At 62.5% G+C, this 14206-nt stretch carries 8 protein-coding genes and 1 tRNA gene; all 9 read left to right on the top strand.

The window, feature by feature from the left end; translation table 11 throughout:
• Positions 1–219 precede the first annotated feature (219 nt).
• The 9 genes from gdhA to ACESWY_RS09025 all read left to right on the top strand — a co-directional run bounded on the left by gdhA (position 220) and on the right by ACESWY_RS09025 (position 14001).
• Positions 220–1575, top strand: coding sequence for an NADP-specific glutamate dehydrogenase (gene gdhA / locus ACESWY_RS09065; RefSeq protein ID WP_022095186.1), 1356 nt, complete (start codon positions 220–222; stop codon positions 1573–1575).
• 284 nt (positions 1576–1859) lie between these two features.
• Positions 1860–2762, top strand: coding sequence for an FAD binding domain-containing protein (locus ACESWY_RS09060; protein ID WP_373094123.1), 903 nt, complete (start codon positions 1860–1862; stop codon positions 2760–2762).
• Positions 2762–5593 (top strand): molybdopterin-dependent oxidoreductase, encoded by a 2832-nt coding sequence (locus ACESWY_RS09055; protein ID WP_373094125.1) that lies wholly within the window; start codon positions 2762–2764, stop codon positions 5591–5593. The genes ACESWY_RS09060 and ACESWY_RS09055 overlap by 1 nt, the downstream gene beginning before the upstream one ends.
• A gap of 140 nt (positions 5594–5733) precedes the next feature.
• Positions 5734–5817: transfer RNA gene (locus ACESWY_RS09050), tRNA-Leu, on the top strand.
• A gap of 88 nt (positions 5818–5905) precedes the next feature.
• The gene (gene tig / locus ACESWY_RS09045) at positions 5906–7207 is read left to right on the top strand and encodes a trigger factor (protein WP_346981836.1); all 1302 of its coding nucleotides are present in this window, start codon (positions 5906–5908) and stop codon (positions 7205–7207) included.
• A gap of 163 nt (positions 7208–7370) precedes the next feature.
• Complete coding sequence (locus ACESWY_RS09040) at positions 7371–7991, top strand: ATP-dependent Clp protease proteolytic subunit (RefSeq protein ID WP_022095182.1); 621 nt, start codon at positions 7371–7373, stop codon at positions 7989–7991.
• 1 nt (position 7992) lies between these two features.
• Complete coding sequence (gene clpX / locus ACESWY_RS09035) at positions 7993–9399, top strand: ATP-dependent Clp protease ATP-binding subunit ClpX (RefSeq protein ID WP_349073728.1); 1407 nt, start codon at positions 7993–7995, stop codon at positions 9397–9399.
• 287 nt (positions 9400–9686) lie between these two features.
• On the top strand, positions 9687–12383 hold the full coding sequence (locus tag ACESWY_RS09030) for a valine--tRNA ligase (protein ID WP_373094128.1): 2697 nt from the start codon (positions 9687–9689) through the stop codon (positions 12381–12383).
• Positions 12384–12657: 274 nt separating this feature from the next.
• Positions 12658–14001 carry a bifunctional folylpolyglutamate synthase/dihydrofolate synthase gene (locus tag ACESWY_RS09025; RefSeq protein WP_373094129.1) on the top strand — a complete coding sequence of 448 codons (1344 nt, stop codon included), beginning with the start codon at positions 12658–12660 and terminating at the stop codon, positions 13999–14001.
• The last annotated feature ends 205 nt before the right edge of the window (positions 14002–14206 follow it).

Below are 14206 nucleotides of genomic sequence, written 5' to 3'. Positions count from 1 at the left end.
GTGGTTTGGAACATGTGGACGAAACAGCTTCGAAACACGCGATTTGCGCGTTGGGCACTCAAAAACGCTTCTACCTGCATCGTAATCAAAACGAAACATCTGCTCGTCGGCTTATGCGAAACTTCGCTGCAACAGTGCGATATTATCCATACTCGATAAAGCTCGCGGCGCATGGGGCGCCTCGAACGACACTTTTCTTTTCCATCAATTGGAGGAAGCATGAGCTACACGCAGAAAGTTCTCGAAGAGCTCAAGGCCCGCTATCCCGAGCAGCCTGAGTTCATCCAGGCCGCGACCGAGATTCTCGGCACCATCCAGCCGGCGCTCGACGCCCATCCCGAGTACGAGGAGGCCGCCCTGCTTGAGCGCCTCGTCGAGCCCGAGCGGATCGTCATGTTCCGTGTCCCCTGGGTCGACGACCAGGGCAAGGTTCAGGTCAACCGCGGTTACCGCGTCGAGTTCAACTCTGCCATTGGACCCTACAAGGGCGGCCTGCGCTTTAACCCGACGGTCACTCTGGGTATGCTCAAGTTCCTGGGCCTGGAGCAAATCCTCAAGAACAGCCTGACCACCCTTCCCATGGGCGGCGGCAAGGGCGGCTCCGACTTTGACCCCAAGGGCAAGTCCAACAACGAGATCATGCACTTCTGCCAGTCCTTCATGACCGAGCTCTATCGCCACATTGGCCCCAACACCGACGTTCCCGCCGGCGACCTGGGCGTTGGCGGCCGCGAGGTTGCTTACCTGTTCGGTCAGTACAAGCGCCTGACCAACGAGTGGACCGGCGTCCTTACCGGCAAGGGCCTCTCCTTTGGCGGCTCGCTCGCCCGTACCGAGGCCACCGGTTACGGTCTGGCCTACTTTGTGGACGAGTACCTCAAGAGCCGCGGCGACTCCTTCGAGGGCAAGAACGTCGTCGTTCACGGCTCCGGTAACGTCGCCATCTACGCGGTCCAGAAGGTCTCCCAGCTCGGCGGCAAGGTGCTGGCCTGCTCCGATACCCATGGCTGGGTCGAGGATCCCGACGGCATCGACTACACCGTGCTCGAGCATGTCTACAACAAGAAGCGCTCCGGCCACGACAAGGGTGTCACGCTCGCTATGTACGTTGACGAGAAGCCCAACGCCGTGTGGCACGAGGGCGACGGCCGCGGCGTGTGGCAGCTGCCCTGCGACATCGCGCTGCCCTGCGCTCGCGAGAACACGCTGCTGCTCGAGGACGCCCAGGCGCTCGTCGCCAACGGCTGCAAGGTGGTCGGCGAGGGCGCGAACATGCCCACGACCATCGAGGCCACGACCTACTTCCAGGAGAACGGCGTCGCCTTTATGCCCGGTAAGGCTGCTAACGCCGGTGGCGTGCTCGTGTCCGGCCTTGAGATGAGCCAGAACGCTGAGCACCTGTCCTGGACCTTCGAGGAGGTCGACGGCAAGCTCGAGCAGCTCATGCGTGGCATGTTCCACAACGTGGACGACACCGCCAAGGAGTATGGCCAGGAGGGCAACTTTGTCATGGGCGCCAACATCGCTGGCTTCCTGAAGGTCGCCGACGCCATGCTCGCCCAGGGCGTCTGCTAAATCTTCGCTCGATATAGCATGTGATGAGGCTCCCAGCCATTCCGGCTGGGAGCCTTTTCTGATCCGTTGGGGACGGAGGAAAACGGATCATTATGTCTCGGCCCTCTGCCGGCCGCCCCTTAAGTTGCGGTGAAATACGGACTGTTGGGCGCCCTAAGCCCGACAAACAGTCCGTATTTCACCGCAAGTTATGGATGGGAGGGAGGTTTTTGTGCTGTGGAAGGTCGCGGCCCTTCGTTTGGTACACTTAAAAGTACTGGACAAGTGAAGAGATGGGGGAGAACGTGCTCAAGTTCGGTACCTACGTCCGCGTTGGAAACGCGGCCGAAGCCTATGAGCTCTTACAGAAGAACCGCAACAACAAGATTGTGGGCGGTGGCATTTGGATGCGCCTGGGTTCGCGTCGCGTGGCGACGGCGATTGACCTTTCGGCCTGCGGACTCGATCAGATCGAGGAGACCGAGACTGAGTTTCGCATCGGTGCCATGTGTACCCTGCGCCAGCTCGAGCGCCATGTCGGGCTCAACGCGCTTGTCAACCATGTCTTTGAATTCGCCGTCCACGATATCGTGGGCGTGCAGCTGCGCAACACCGCCACGGTGGGCGGCAGCATTTACGGTCGCTTTGGTTTTTCGGACGTGCTCTCGGCATTTTTGGCGCTCGATTCGTATGTTGAGCTGACGGGCGCCGGCCGCGTGCCGCTCGCGGAGTTCGTTGACATGGGCTACGTGCGCGACGTTATTGAGCATGTCGTGGTCGTTAAGCACGATTACCGCGCAAGCTATGAGGCCGTGCGCAAGGCCGCGACCGACTTCCCCTCCTTAAACGTCACCGCCGCCTGGTGGAACAACAGCTGGCACGTCACCGTGGGCGCCCGCCCGCTGCGTGCGACCCTGCTGCAAGGCGAGGCATGCGGCCTCGTGAGCGAGCAGCCTTCCGAAGACGAGCTGCGCGCCCTGGCCGCATCCGTGCGCGCGCTGAGCTACGGCACCAACCTGTGGGGCTCGGCTGACTACCGCCGCCGCATCTCGGCCCCGCTTGCCGTCCAGGCCGTGCGCCGCGCCGCCGGTATCGAGCTTTCTGCCGCGCTTGCTCGCGAGCTCGAGGGCGTGCAGATCCCTAAGTTTGCCACGGACGAGTATTCCTGCCGCCGCGTGCCCGGCGTCGATTCTAGCGAGGTGCGCTAATGGCTGCCAAACTCATCGATCTTTCCTTTACGCTCAACGGCCGCAAGGTCAAGGTTCAGATTGCCCCCGATACCATGCTCTTTGCGCTGCTGCGCGAGCAGGGCTGCGCGTCGGTGCGCTGTGCCTGCGAGACCACCAACTGCGGCCTGTGCACAGTGTGGCTCGACGGCGACCCGGTGCTGAGCTGCTCGGTTCCCGCCGCGCGCGTCGAGGGCCGCTCCATCACCACGCTCGAGGGCCTCAAGACCGAGTCCGAGGCGCTCGCCCGCGCAATGGCTGCCGAAGGCGCCGAGCAGTGCGGTTTTTGCGCCCCCGGCCTTATCATGAACGTGTTGGCGCTTGCCCGCGCCGCCAAGGAAGACCCGAGCCTCGTTGCCACGCGCGAGGAGCTGTCGCGCCAGCTTGCTGGTAACCTCTGCCGTTGCAGCGGCTACGAGAGCCAGCTGCGCGCCATCGTGCGCTTCCTCAATGAGTCCGGCGTGCAGGTGGGCTTCGAGATGCCCGAGCTGCCGGTCAACGACACCAGCTGTGACGGTGCCTCCTACAAGCAGATCACCCACAAACAGCCCAAGAAGGACTCGAAGGCCCTTCTTGAGGGGCGTCCCGTCTACACCGGCGATATGGTGCCCGCCGGTGCGCTCATCGTCAAACTCAAGCGCAGCCCCTATGCCCGCGCCAAGATCCGCTCCATCGATACGTCGCGCGCCCTGAAGGTGCCCGGCGTCGTGGGCGTTTACACCTACGAGGACGTGCCCAAGCGCCGCTTTACCATCGCCGGCCAGAGCTATCCGCAGCCGAGTCCCTACGACCGCCTGATTCTCGAGAACCTCGTCCGTTACCAAAACGAGGAGGTGGCGATCGTCGCCGCCGAGACTGAGGAGGCTGCCGACAAGGCACTCAAACTCATTAAGGTCGACTATGAGGTGCTCGAGCCGCTGCTCGACTTTACCAAGGCGCTCGATAATGACATCGTGGTCCACCCCGAGGGTGACGTGACCTTTATGTTCCCGCAGGGCGGTGACGTTCCGCGCAACCTGGTGTGCAGCGGTACCAGCGATTATGGCGACCTGGACGAGGCCTTCGCCCAGAGCGACATTGTCTTTACCCGCACTTACGCCAGCCAGGCAACCCAGACCGCGCCGATGGAGACCTTCCGTGCCTTCGCGACCACCGACGCGTTCGGCCGCATTTCGGTGACCACCTCTACGCAGGTGCCCTTCCACGTGCGCCGCATGGTCGCTCAGTCGCTCGATATCCCGCAGTCGCAGGTGCAGGTCATTAAGCCGCGCATCGGCGGCGGCTTTGGCTCCAAGCAGACGGGCTGCTGCGAGATCTTCGTGGCGTTCGTCACCCAGCAGACCGGCCGTCCGAGCTACTGCTGCTATACCCGCGAGGAGACCATCACCGCGGGCAACTCGCGCCACCAGATGCAGATGACCGTTAAGCTGGGCGCCATGAACGACGGCACCATCACGGCCATCGATCTGCACACGCTGTCCAACGCCGGCGCGTACGGCGAGCACGCCACCACGACGATTGGCCTCTCGGGCCACAAGAGCCTGCCCATCTACAACCATGTGAAGGCGAGCCGCTTTAGCTGGGATGCCGTCTACACCAATACCAACCGCGGCGGTGCGTATCGCGGCTACGGTGCCACCCAGGGCCAGTTTGCCGTGGAGAGCGCCGTCAACGAGCTCGCCGACATGCTGCATATGGACCCCGCCGACTTGCGCCTCAAGAATATGGTGCGCGAGGGCGAGTTTATGCCGCAGTACTACAACGAGAAGCTCAACGCCTGCGCGCTCGACCGTTGCCTGCTGCGCGCGATGGACATGATCGGCTGGCGCGACAAGCCGCTGGCCGTCGACCTGGGCGACCGCGTGCGTGCTCTGGGCTGTGCGCTCACCATGCAGGGCTCGGGCATTTCCAACGTGGACATCGCCGGCATCGACATGCGCCTGGAAGAGGACGGCTTCATTACCATCGGTACCGGCGCCACCGATAACGGCATGGGCGTCGACACGATCCTGGCGCAGATTGCCGCCGAGGAGCTGGGCGTGGAGAGCTCGCTTATCGTGGTACGCGGCGTGGACACCGACGTGTCGCCGTTCGACGCCGGCTCGTACGCGAGCTCGGGCACGTACGTGACGGGCCTGGCAGCCAAGAACGCCGCGACTGAGCTGCGCGAGAAGATCTGCGCCAAGGCCGCCCAGATGTGGGACGTGGACGCCGCCGATGTGGTCTTTGATGGTCAGTATGTGCGCCTGTCCGACGAGCGTGCCGCGCGCGAGCAGAACCGCTACCTCACGCTGCGCGACTTTGCCAACCTGTGCGTCAAGAACATCGCGGGCGGTGACGCGCTCACCTCGCATGCCTCTGCCTGCCTGCCCGTTTCGCCTCCGCCGTTTATGGCCGGCATTGCCGAGGTCGAGGTCGATAAGGCCACCGGCAAGGTGACCGTGGTGGACTACGCGGCGGCTGTGGACTGCGGCACCGTGATCAACGAGGCGCTCGCGCGCGTCCAGGCCGAGGGCGGCATTGCCCAGGGTATCGGTCACGCGCTCTACGAGATCGTCGAGCACGATGAGCGCGGTCGTCTGCGCACCGGCAACTTTATGAGCTACAAGCTGCCCACACGTCTGGATATCGGCAGCATCCGCGTGGCCTTTGAGCCGAGCTACGAGCCGACGGGTCCGTTTGGTGCCAAGTCGATCGGCGAGGTCGTCATCAACACGCCGCTCGCCGCCGTGGCCTCGGCCGTGGCGCACGCCACCGGCCATCAGGTTCGCTCGCTGCCCATCACGCCCGAGAAGGCCCTGCTGGGGGAGTAGCGGGTCAGCGAACAAGCCGTACTGGGCGGGGCGGGGCAACTCGTCCCGCCTTTTGCACTCGTGGTGAGGTCGTGAGCCTGTAAAAGGTGTGCGTGCGCTTACCGTTCGTATCTGCTATCATTCCTAGTCTGTGCGCTCATGCGGGCGTGGCGGAATTGGTAGACGCGCCAGATTTAGGTTCTGGTGGGATTCCCGTGAAGGTTCGAGTCCTTTCGCCCGCACCAACGCACCAGCGTCGGCCTCGGCCGTCGCGACACTTTGTTGCATAAAGGTACCAGCACCTCAGATAAGCTGGGCAGTATGAGGAGGAACGTGTTGAACATCACCGCTTCTGACGTCAAGGACGCCAAGCTCACCGCTACGGTCACCATCCCGGCCGCCGACGTCGACGCCGCGATTAAGAAGGCCTACAAGGATACCGCCAAGAAGTACCGCTTCCCGGGCTTCCGCGCCGGCAAGGCTCCCCGTCCGGTCATCGACTCCGCACTTGGCGCCGAGGCTACCCTCGCTCAGGCCACCAACGACCTGATCGCCGCCAACGAGCCCGCCGTCCTCAACGAGCTGGACATCGTCCCCACCAAGAACGGTGACTACAAGGATCTCGACCTCGCCAAGGATCACGAGGACTACACCTACACCGTCGAGTTCTCCCTGCGTCCTGCTGCCGAGCTCTCTTCCTTCGACGCTGTCGAGATCGAGATGCCCCCTGCGGAGGTCACCGAGTCCGAGATCAACAACCAGGTCGAGATGCTCCTCAACTACCGTGCCACCTTCGAGGACGTCGAGGGTCGCGCCGTCGAGGCCGAGGACTACGTCACCGTCGATCTCAAGGCCGTCGAGAACGCCGACAACTTTGCCGCCGAGGGCCGCATGCTCATCGCCGGTAGCGACAGCAACCCCAAGGAGTTCAACGAGGCCCTGATCGGCGCTAACGTTGACGACGTCAAGACCGTCACCTGGACCGACGAGGTCGAGGAGGGCGAGGAGGCCGAGACCCACACCGTCGAGGTCACCGTCAAGGGCATCAAGGTCCGCAACACCCCCGAGCTCACCGACGAGCTCGTCAAGTCCGACTTTGGCTTCGACAGCATCGACGCTATGCGCGACGCCATCAAGATCGAGATCGAGCAGGACAAGGCTTCCCGCCTGCCGGCCGAGAAGGAGAACCGTTGCGTCTCCGCTCTCGCCGAGCGCCTGCAGCTCGACGAGATGGATGCCGACTACGAGCAGTCCGTCTTTGAGGAGCTTGGCCAGAACTTCCTGTCCAACCTCGCTGCCCGCGGCATGACGCTGGACACCTGGCTGCCCGCTTCCGGTCTGACCATGGAGCAGTTCATCGGCGACCTGCACAAGCAGGCCAACGACGTCGCCCGCGAGTCCCTGGCTCTGGACGCCCTTGCCCGTGAGCTCAAGATTGAGGTCACCGAGGACGACGTCAACGCCGAGTTCGAGAAGGCCGGCGTCAAGGACGTCGAGGCTTCCAAGGCCGAGTTCATCGCCGATGGCCGTATGCCTGCCGTCCGCGAGTCCATCCGTCGCTCCAAGGCCGTCGACCACCTGGTCGAGAACGCCAAGGTGACCGAGGTCGACGAGACCGCCAAGGACGCCGAGTAATTCTCGCCACCTTGCCCGCGAGCGCATGCGTGCGCCCGTGATGGGGTAAAGTTATACACCGGTTATCCGGTTGCTTCGTACGGTGCCAGCCAATGCATAGCATGCGGGCACCGTACGTTTATCTAGAACCAATTTGGTCCGCAAGAGAGAAATGGAGATGCGTATGATCGCCAAGTTCGATTCCGCCCTCGTGCCATACGTTATCGAGCAGACGCCGCGCGGCGAGCGCAGCTACGATATCTATTCGCGCCTGCTCAACGACCGCATCATCTTCTTGGGCGAGGAGATCAACTCCGTCAGCGCCAACCTGGTCGTTGCCCAGCTGCTGCATCTTGAGAGCCAGGATGCCGAGAAGGATATCTCGCTCTACATCAATTCGCCCGGCGGCGAGGTCTACTCCGGCCTGGCGATTCTGGACACCATGAACTTCATCAAGCCGCAGGTCTCGACCATCTGCGTCGGTATGGCCGCGTCTATGGCCGCCGTGTTGCTTTCGGCCGGCGCTAAGGGCAAGCGATTCTGCCTGCCGCACTCCAAGGTTATGATTCACCAGCCCAGCGGCGGTGCCCAGGGTCAGCAGACCGAGATCGAGATCGTGGCCGAGGAGATCAAGAAGACCCGCCGCGAGCTCAACCAGATCTTGTCCGATGCCTCGGGCCAGCCCATCGAGAAGGTCCAGGCCGATACCGAGCGCGACAACTACCTGACCGCTGCCGAGGCCCTCGACTACGGTCTGATCGACCGTATCGTCACCTCGCGCGATCTCGCCGCGAAGGACGCCTAGGATGGCAGGTAACATGCAGGACAACTTTGACGAGAACGGCAACCCCATCCGCTGCTCCTTCTGCGGAAAAGAGCAGGGCCAGGTCCGTCGCCTCGTAAAGGGTCCGACCAACATCTTTATCTGTGACGAGTGCGTCGCCGCCTGTTCCGAGATTCTGGAGGAGTCGCTGGCTTCGGACTTTATGGATGCCGCCCGCAACGGCAAGCTGCCGGGCTTCCTCAACGACCACGGTCAGGCTGCATCCCAGCCCGCCGTGGACCCCGAGACCGAGGGCTTTGAGCTTGAGGACGACCGCCAGGTCATTACGCACGTGCCGACGCCGCACGAGATCTATGACGAGCTTTCGGCCTATGTTATGGGTCAGGAGGACGCCAAGCGCGCCATGTCGGTGGCCGTGTACAACCACTATCGCCGCGTGATCGAGGGCGGCGCCGCGGTATCTGCCTTTGACGACGGCACGGGCTCGCAGTTCGATGACGATATGGACGAGGTAGAGCTCGCCAAGTCCAACATCCTGCTGCTCGGTCCCACCGGTACCGGTAAGACCCTGCTCGCCCAGACGCTTGCGCGCATCCTCGAGGTGCCGTTTGCCATCGCCGACGCCACCGCGCTCACCGAGGCCGGCTATGTGGGCGAGGACGTGGAGAACATCCTGCTCAAGCTCATCAATGCTGCCGATGGTGACATTGAGCGCGCTCAGGTGGGCATTATCTACGTGGACGAGATCGACAAGATCGCCCGCAAGGCCGAGAACCTCTCCATTACCCGCGATGTTTCGGGCGAGGGCGTTCAGCAGGCACTGCTTAAGATTCTTGAGGGCACGGTGGCCAGCGTTCCGCCCACCGGCGGCCGTAAGCATCCCCAGCAGGAGCTGTTGCAGATCGACACGACCAACATCCTGTTCATCTGTGGCGGTGCCTTTGTGGGTCTGGACAAGATCATCGCCGATCGCGTGGGCAACAAGGGCGTGGGCTTTAACTCCGAGATCGCCGGCCCCACCTCGGTCGACGAGAACGACCTGCTGCGTCAGGTGCTCCCGCAGGACCTCAACGCCTTTGGCATGATTCCCGAGTTCGTGGGACGTACGCCCGTCGTCACCCAGACGCAGGCGCTCGACGAGGACGACTTGGTGTCGATTCTGACCGAGCCCAAGAACGCTGTGGTGCGCCAGTACCGCAAGATGTTCCAGCTCGAGGACGTTGATCTTGAGTTTGAGGACGCCGCCCTGCACGAGATCGCCCGCATGGCGCTTGCCCGCAAGACCGGCGCCCGCGGCCTGCGTTCCATCTGCGAGGACGTGCTGCAGCAGACGATGTTCGACCTCCCCAGCGAGGAAGGCGTCACTAAGGTCATCGTGACCGAAGCCTCCGTAAAGGGCGAAGAGCAGCCCCAGCGCATCTACGGCTAAACCAGCCAAAAACGTGCTTGCAAATAGCCTCCGACCACCCGCGGTCGGAGGCTATTTTATATATACGCAATAACCCCAACTACCTGTGTTATTCTGTGTGTTTGTTTAAAGTCTCAGCAAAGTCCATTCAGACTGAAGTAATCGATACCTAAGGGGAGGAATGTAGGCCCGATTTTCGTAGATTCCGCACGAGCCGAAGACCACTTAATGTGGTCTTCGTGCGAGCCAGGACTTGACCGAGCGAAAATCGGGCCTACATTCCTCCCCGATGGGCAAGGGAGAGATATATGGAAGAAATGCCCAAGAACTACGATCCGTCGACCAACGAGCCGGCGATCCTGCAGAAGTGGCTCGACGGCGGCTACTATAAGCGCCGTGAGGGCGTGGGCGACTGCACCGTCACCATTCCGCCTCCCAACGTGACCGGCAAGCTCCACATGGGTCACGCTACCGACGACTCCATCCAGGACGCCATCATCCGTATGGCCCGCATGCGCGGCAAGTCCACGCGCTGGGTGCTCGGCACCGACCACGCCGGTATTGCCACGCAGACCAAGGTCGACAAGAAACTCAAGAGCGAGGGCATCAGCCGCCTGGAGATCGGTCGCGACAAGTTTGTCGACGCTTGCTGGGACTGGACCCACGAGTACGGCGGCATCATCGTCGAGCAGATCAAGCGCATGGGCTGCTCCGTCGACTTCGACAACGAGCGCTTCACCATGGACGAGGACTACGCGCAGGCCGTACGCAAGGTCTTTTGCGACTGGTACCACGACGGGCTGATCTACCGCGGCAAGCGCATCGTCAACTGGTGCCCCAACTGCACTACCGCTATCTCGGACGACGAGGCCGAGTACAAGGACGAGAAGGGCCATCTGTGGCACCTGCGCTACCCGCTGACCGAGCCGGTCAACGGCCAGGACTATATCGTCGTCGCCACCACGCGCCCCGAGACCATGCTCGGCGACACGGGCGTCGCCGTTTCCCCGAAGGACCCCGAGAAGGCCGCCTTCGTGGGCAAGACCGTCAAGCTCCCCATCGTCGACCGCGAAATTCCTATCTTTGAGGATTGGCATGTCGATGCCAACTTTGGCTCTGGCTTTGTCAAGGTCACCCCGGCCCACGACCCCAACGATTACGCTATGGGTCAGGCCCACGACCTGCCGCAAATTAATATCTTCGATGAGCACGCGGTGGTCGTCGAGGGCTACGGCGAGTTCACCGGTATGACCCGCGAGGAGTGCCGCGAGGCCGTCATCAAGTGGTTTGAGGAACATGACCTGCTCGATCACGTCGAGGACCTCGATCACTCCGTCATGCACTGCTACCGCTGCGACGCCGCGCTTGAGCCGTGGCTGTCCGAGCAGTGGTTCGTCGCCGTCGATAAGCTCAAGGGGCCGGCGCTCGACGCCGTCAACTCCGGCAAGGTCACCTTCCACCCCGCGCGCTGGACGCAGACCTACACCACCTGGATGGAGAACCTCAAGGATTGGTGCATCAGCCGCCAGCTGTGGTGGGGCCACCGCATCCCCGTGTTCTACTGCGAGGACTGCGGCTGGGAGGACGCCCTTACCGAGGACACCGACGTGTGCCCCAAGTGCGGCGGCCACCACGTGCATCAGGACGAGAATGTGCTTGACACCTGGTTCAGCTCGCAGCTGTGGACCTTCGCCACGCAGGGCTGGCCGCAAAAGCCGGAGCTGCTCGAGGGCCATCACCCCACGACGGCGCTCGTCACCGCGCGCGACATCATCGCGCTGTGGGTCGCTCGCATGGTCATGAGCTCGCTGTACTTCCTGGACGAGGTGCCTTTTAAGGACGTTGTCATCTACCCGACGATCCTTGCCAAGGACGGTAGCCGCATGTCCAAGTCCAAGGGCAACGGCGTTGACCCCATGGACCTCATTGGCATGTACGGCGCCGATGCCATGCGCTTCAACCTGCTGACGCTGTGCACCAACAACCAGGACGTCAAGTTTGACGCGAACATCGACAAGAAGACCAAGAAGCTCATCGACAGCCCGCGTACCGAGCAGGCCAAGTCGTTTGTGACCAAGATCTGGAACGCCAGCCGCTTCCTGCTCATGAACATGGAGGGCTACACGCCCGGCGAACCCGTCGTGGAGACGCCGGCCGACGCTTGGATGTTCAGCCGCCTGGCCAAGGCCGTCAAGATGGTCACCGAGGGTATTGAGAACTACACCTTTGGCGACATGGCTCGCGGCGTGCAGCAGTTCTTCTGGAACGAGGTCTGCGACTGGTACGTCGAGGTCACCAAGGCCCGCCTGAAGGGCGAGGGCCGTCTGCAGGCTCAGCGCAACCTGATCTTTGTGCTTGATACCTCCATTCGCCTGATGCACCCGCTCATGCCGTTTGTCACCGAGGAGATCTGGGACAACATGCCGGCGAGTGTGCTCGACCTGGACGCCGAGGGTAACGTGGACCGCGCCGAGGCGCTTATGATCGCCAAGTGGCCCGAGCCCGCCGACTACGCCAAGTATGTTGACGAGGACGCCGAGCGCGCGTTTGAGCTGTGCCGCGCCGTCGTTTCCGCCGCCCGCGCCACGCGTTCGCGTTATCGCTTGAGCCCCAAGGCCGAGCTCGACGTTGTCGTGCGCGCCGGCGCCGAGGACATCGAGAAGCTCGAGAGCCTGCGCTCCACGATTGAGCCGCTGGCCAACACCGCCTCGCTGGTCATGGGTACCGACGTCGAGAAGCCGGCTGCGAGCATTGCCGTGGTCGACAGCGGCGTCGAGGCCTTTGTGGTGCTCGAGGGCAAGGTCGACCTTTCGGCCGAGAAGGCACGCCTGGAGAAGGAGATCGCCGCGGCCCAGAAGGAGCTCGCCGGCTGCGAGAAGACGCTCGCCAACGAGGGCTTTGTGGCCAAGGCCGCGCCCGCGGTGGTGCAGAAGAAGAGGGACCGTGCAGCTGAGCTCAAGGAGATCCTGACGGCGCTGACTGCTCAGGTTGCTGACTTCTCGTAGGCGTAACTGGGGGACGCGGTTTGGGGCTTTGCTCGCTACTGCGGACAGTCCTGCTCGCACGAAGGCCACATTAAGTGGCCTTCGGCTCGTGCGGAACTTGTATCGAGCAAAGCCCCTAACCGCTCCCATAGCGGTTACGGGGGCGTCCGCTGCCTGGTAGGGCCACTTGGTTGTGGCCTTGATCTCGCTGCAAAGCGGTGTTTGGCTGATATTTTGAATGGGAGGGGCTCGTTGTTGATTCGGGCCTCTTTTTATGTTGGGGGGACTTTGAGTTATGGCTAAGCGTTCTGGGTCGTATGTCGTTCCGTTCTCGTTTGAGTTGCTTTCGTTTGATGAGGCTGTGGGGCTTGCTGCTGATACGGGGCGGATTTCTGGGGATGTTGGTCCTCTGCTTGAGACGGTTGTCGATATGCTCGATGAGCTGGGGCGTCCGGACGAGTATTTCGATTGCATTCAGGTTGCCGGTACCAATGGCAAGACTTCGACTACGCGTTTTTCGGCTGCTATCCTTCGCGGCGAGGGGCTCAAGACCGCGCTGTATACGTCGCCGCAGCTGGTGCGCTATCCCGAGCGCATGGAGGTTGACGGGCGCGTTGTGAGCGACGAGGCGTTTGCCCGTGGCGTTTCGGCAGCTGTCGAGGCGGGGCGTCGCGTGAATGCGCGCCGTGTGGCGGCGGGGGAGCGTGCCTATACCATCACGCCGTTTGACCTGCTGACGGCTGCTGCACTGGTGGTGTTTGCCGAGGCTTGCGTGGACGTGGCCGTGCTTGAGGTTGGCATGGGCGGGCGTTGGGATGCCACGAGTGCGACCGATCCCGTCGCCGTTGCCATTACGGGCATTGGGCTCGATCACACGCGCATCCTGGGCGACACGCTTGAGGCCATTGCGGGTGAGAAGGCGGCGGTTATCAAGCCCGGACGTCTGGTTGTGCTGGGCGAGGGCACGCATGAGGCGAGTGTTCAACGCGTGATGGATGCTCGTTGTCGCGAGTGCGGCGTTGTGCCGCTTGTGGTAAGCCACGCCACGACTAAGGTGCCGGAGCACGTGGGCGATACGGTTGAGTTTAGCTGCACCACGCCGCGTGCGATCTATACGTCGAGCATGGTCAAGCCGGCGTATCAGCCGCAGAATGCTGCGTGCGCGATTATGCTCTGCGAGGGGTATCTGGGTCGCGAACTCGATCATGACAAGCTCGATGCGTCGCTTATGGGCTGTCCCACGCCGGGTCGATTTGATGTGCTGGGAACTGACCCGCTCAAGCTGATCGACGCCTGCCATAACCCCCAGAGCTGCGAGAACTTTGTGAGCGCGCTGGACGAGATCGATCCGTGTGTTGAAAATCGCCCCACGCTGCTGTGCGCCGCGCTGGCAGACAAGGACGTGGCGGGTATCGTTGACGTGCTGATTCCCGCCTTTCCGCACGTAGTCGTGACCCAGACCGATTCCGACCGCGCCCTGCCGGCAGAGGAGCTTGCTGCCCTGGTGGGTGCCGATAAGCTTGCGGGCGTATACCCGAGCGTGTCCGAGGCCCTCGCTGCCTTCGATGCCGCAGGCGAGCCCTTCGTAGCAGCCGGTACCATCACCCTAGCCGGCGAAGTAGCCGGCCTGCTCCGTTAACCCATCCCCTCATCAGTTGCGGTGAAATAGGGACTGTTTTACAAGCCAGAAGCCTCAAACAGTCCGTATATCACCGCAACTCAAAAGCAGCCAATTTGGGACGGGACTTTTTTGGCTACCCTGCGCCTCGAATGGGGGTGCGGACGATTTCTTGGACCGCGCCTAGGCGTATCCAAGCTTCCTGCGGTACTCCATCGGGCTCAGC

This window comes from Collinsella aerofaciens ATCC 25986 (genome assembly GCF_964237925.1).
Taxonomy (GTDB): domain Bacteria; phylum Actinomycetota; class Coriobacteriia; order Coriobacteriales; family Coriobacteriaceae; genus Collinsella; species Collinsella aerofaciens_BJ.
The sequence above is the reverse complement of the archived record's forward strand: the minus strand, read 5'-3'. Positions and strand labels throughout refer to the sequence as shown.

Excerpts from the sequence above, each read along its gene's own strand:
- clpX (WP_349073728.1), top strand. The coding sequence starts at position 7,993 with ATGGCAGGTAACATGCAGGACAACTTTGACGAGAACGGCAACCCCATC.
- ACESWY_RS09030 (WP_373094128.1), top strand. The coding sequence starts at position 9,687 with ATGGAAGAAATGCCCAAGAACTACGATCCGTCGACCAACGAGCCGGCG.
- ACESWY_RS09040 (WP_022095182.1), top strand. The coding sequence starts at position 7,371 with ATGATCGCCAAGTTCGATTCCGCCCTCGTGCCATACGTTATCGAGCAG.
- gdhA (WP_022095186.1), top strand. The coding sequence starts at position 220 with ATGAGCTACACGCAGAAAGTTCTCGAAGAGCTCAAGGCCCGCTATCCC.
- ACESWY_RS09025 (WP_373094129.1), top strand. The coding sequence starts at position 12,658 with ATGGCTAAGCGTTCTGGGTCGTATGTCGTTCCGTTCTCGTTTGAGTTG.
- ACESWY_RS09055 (WP_373094125.1), top strand. The coding sequence starts at position 2,762 with ATGGCTGCCAAACTCATCGATCTTTCCTTTACGCTCAACGGCCGCAAG.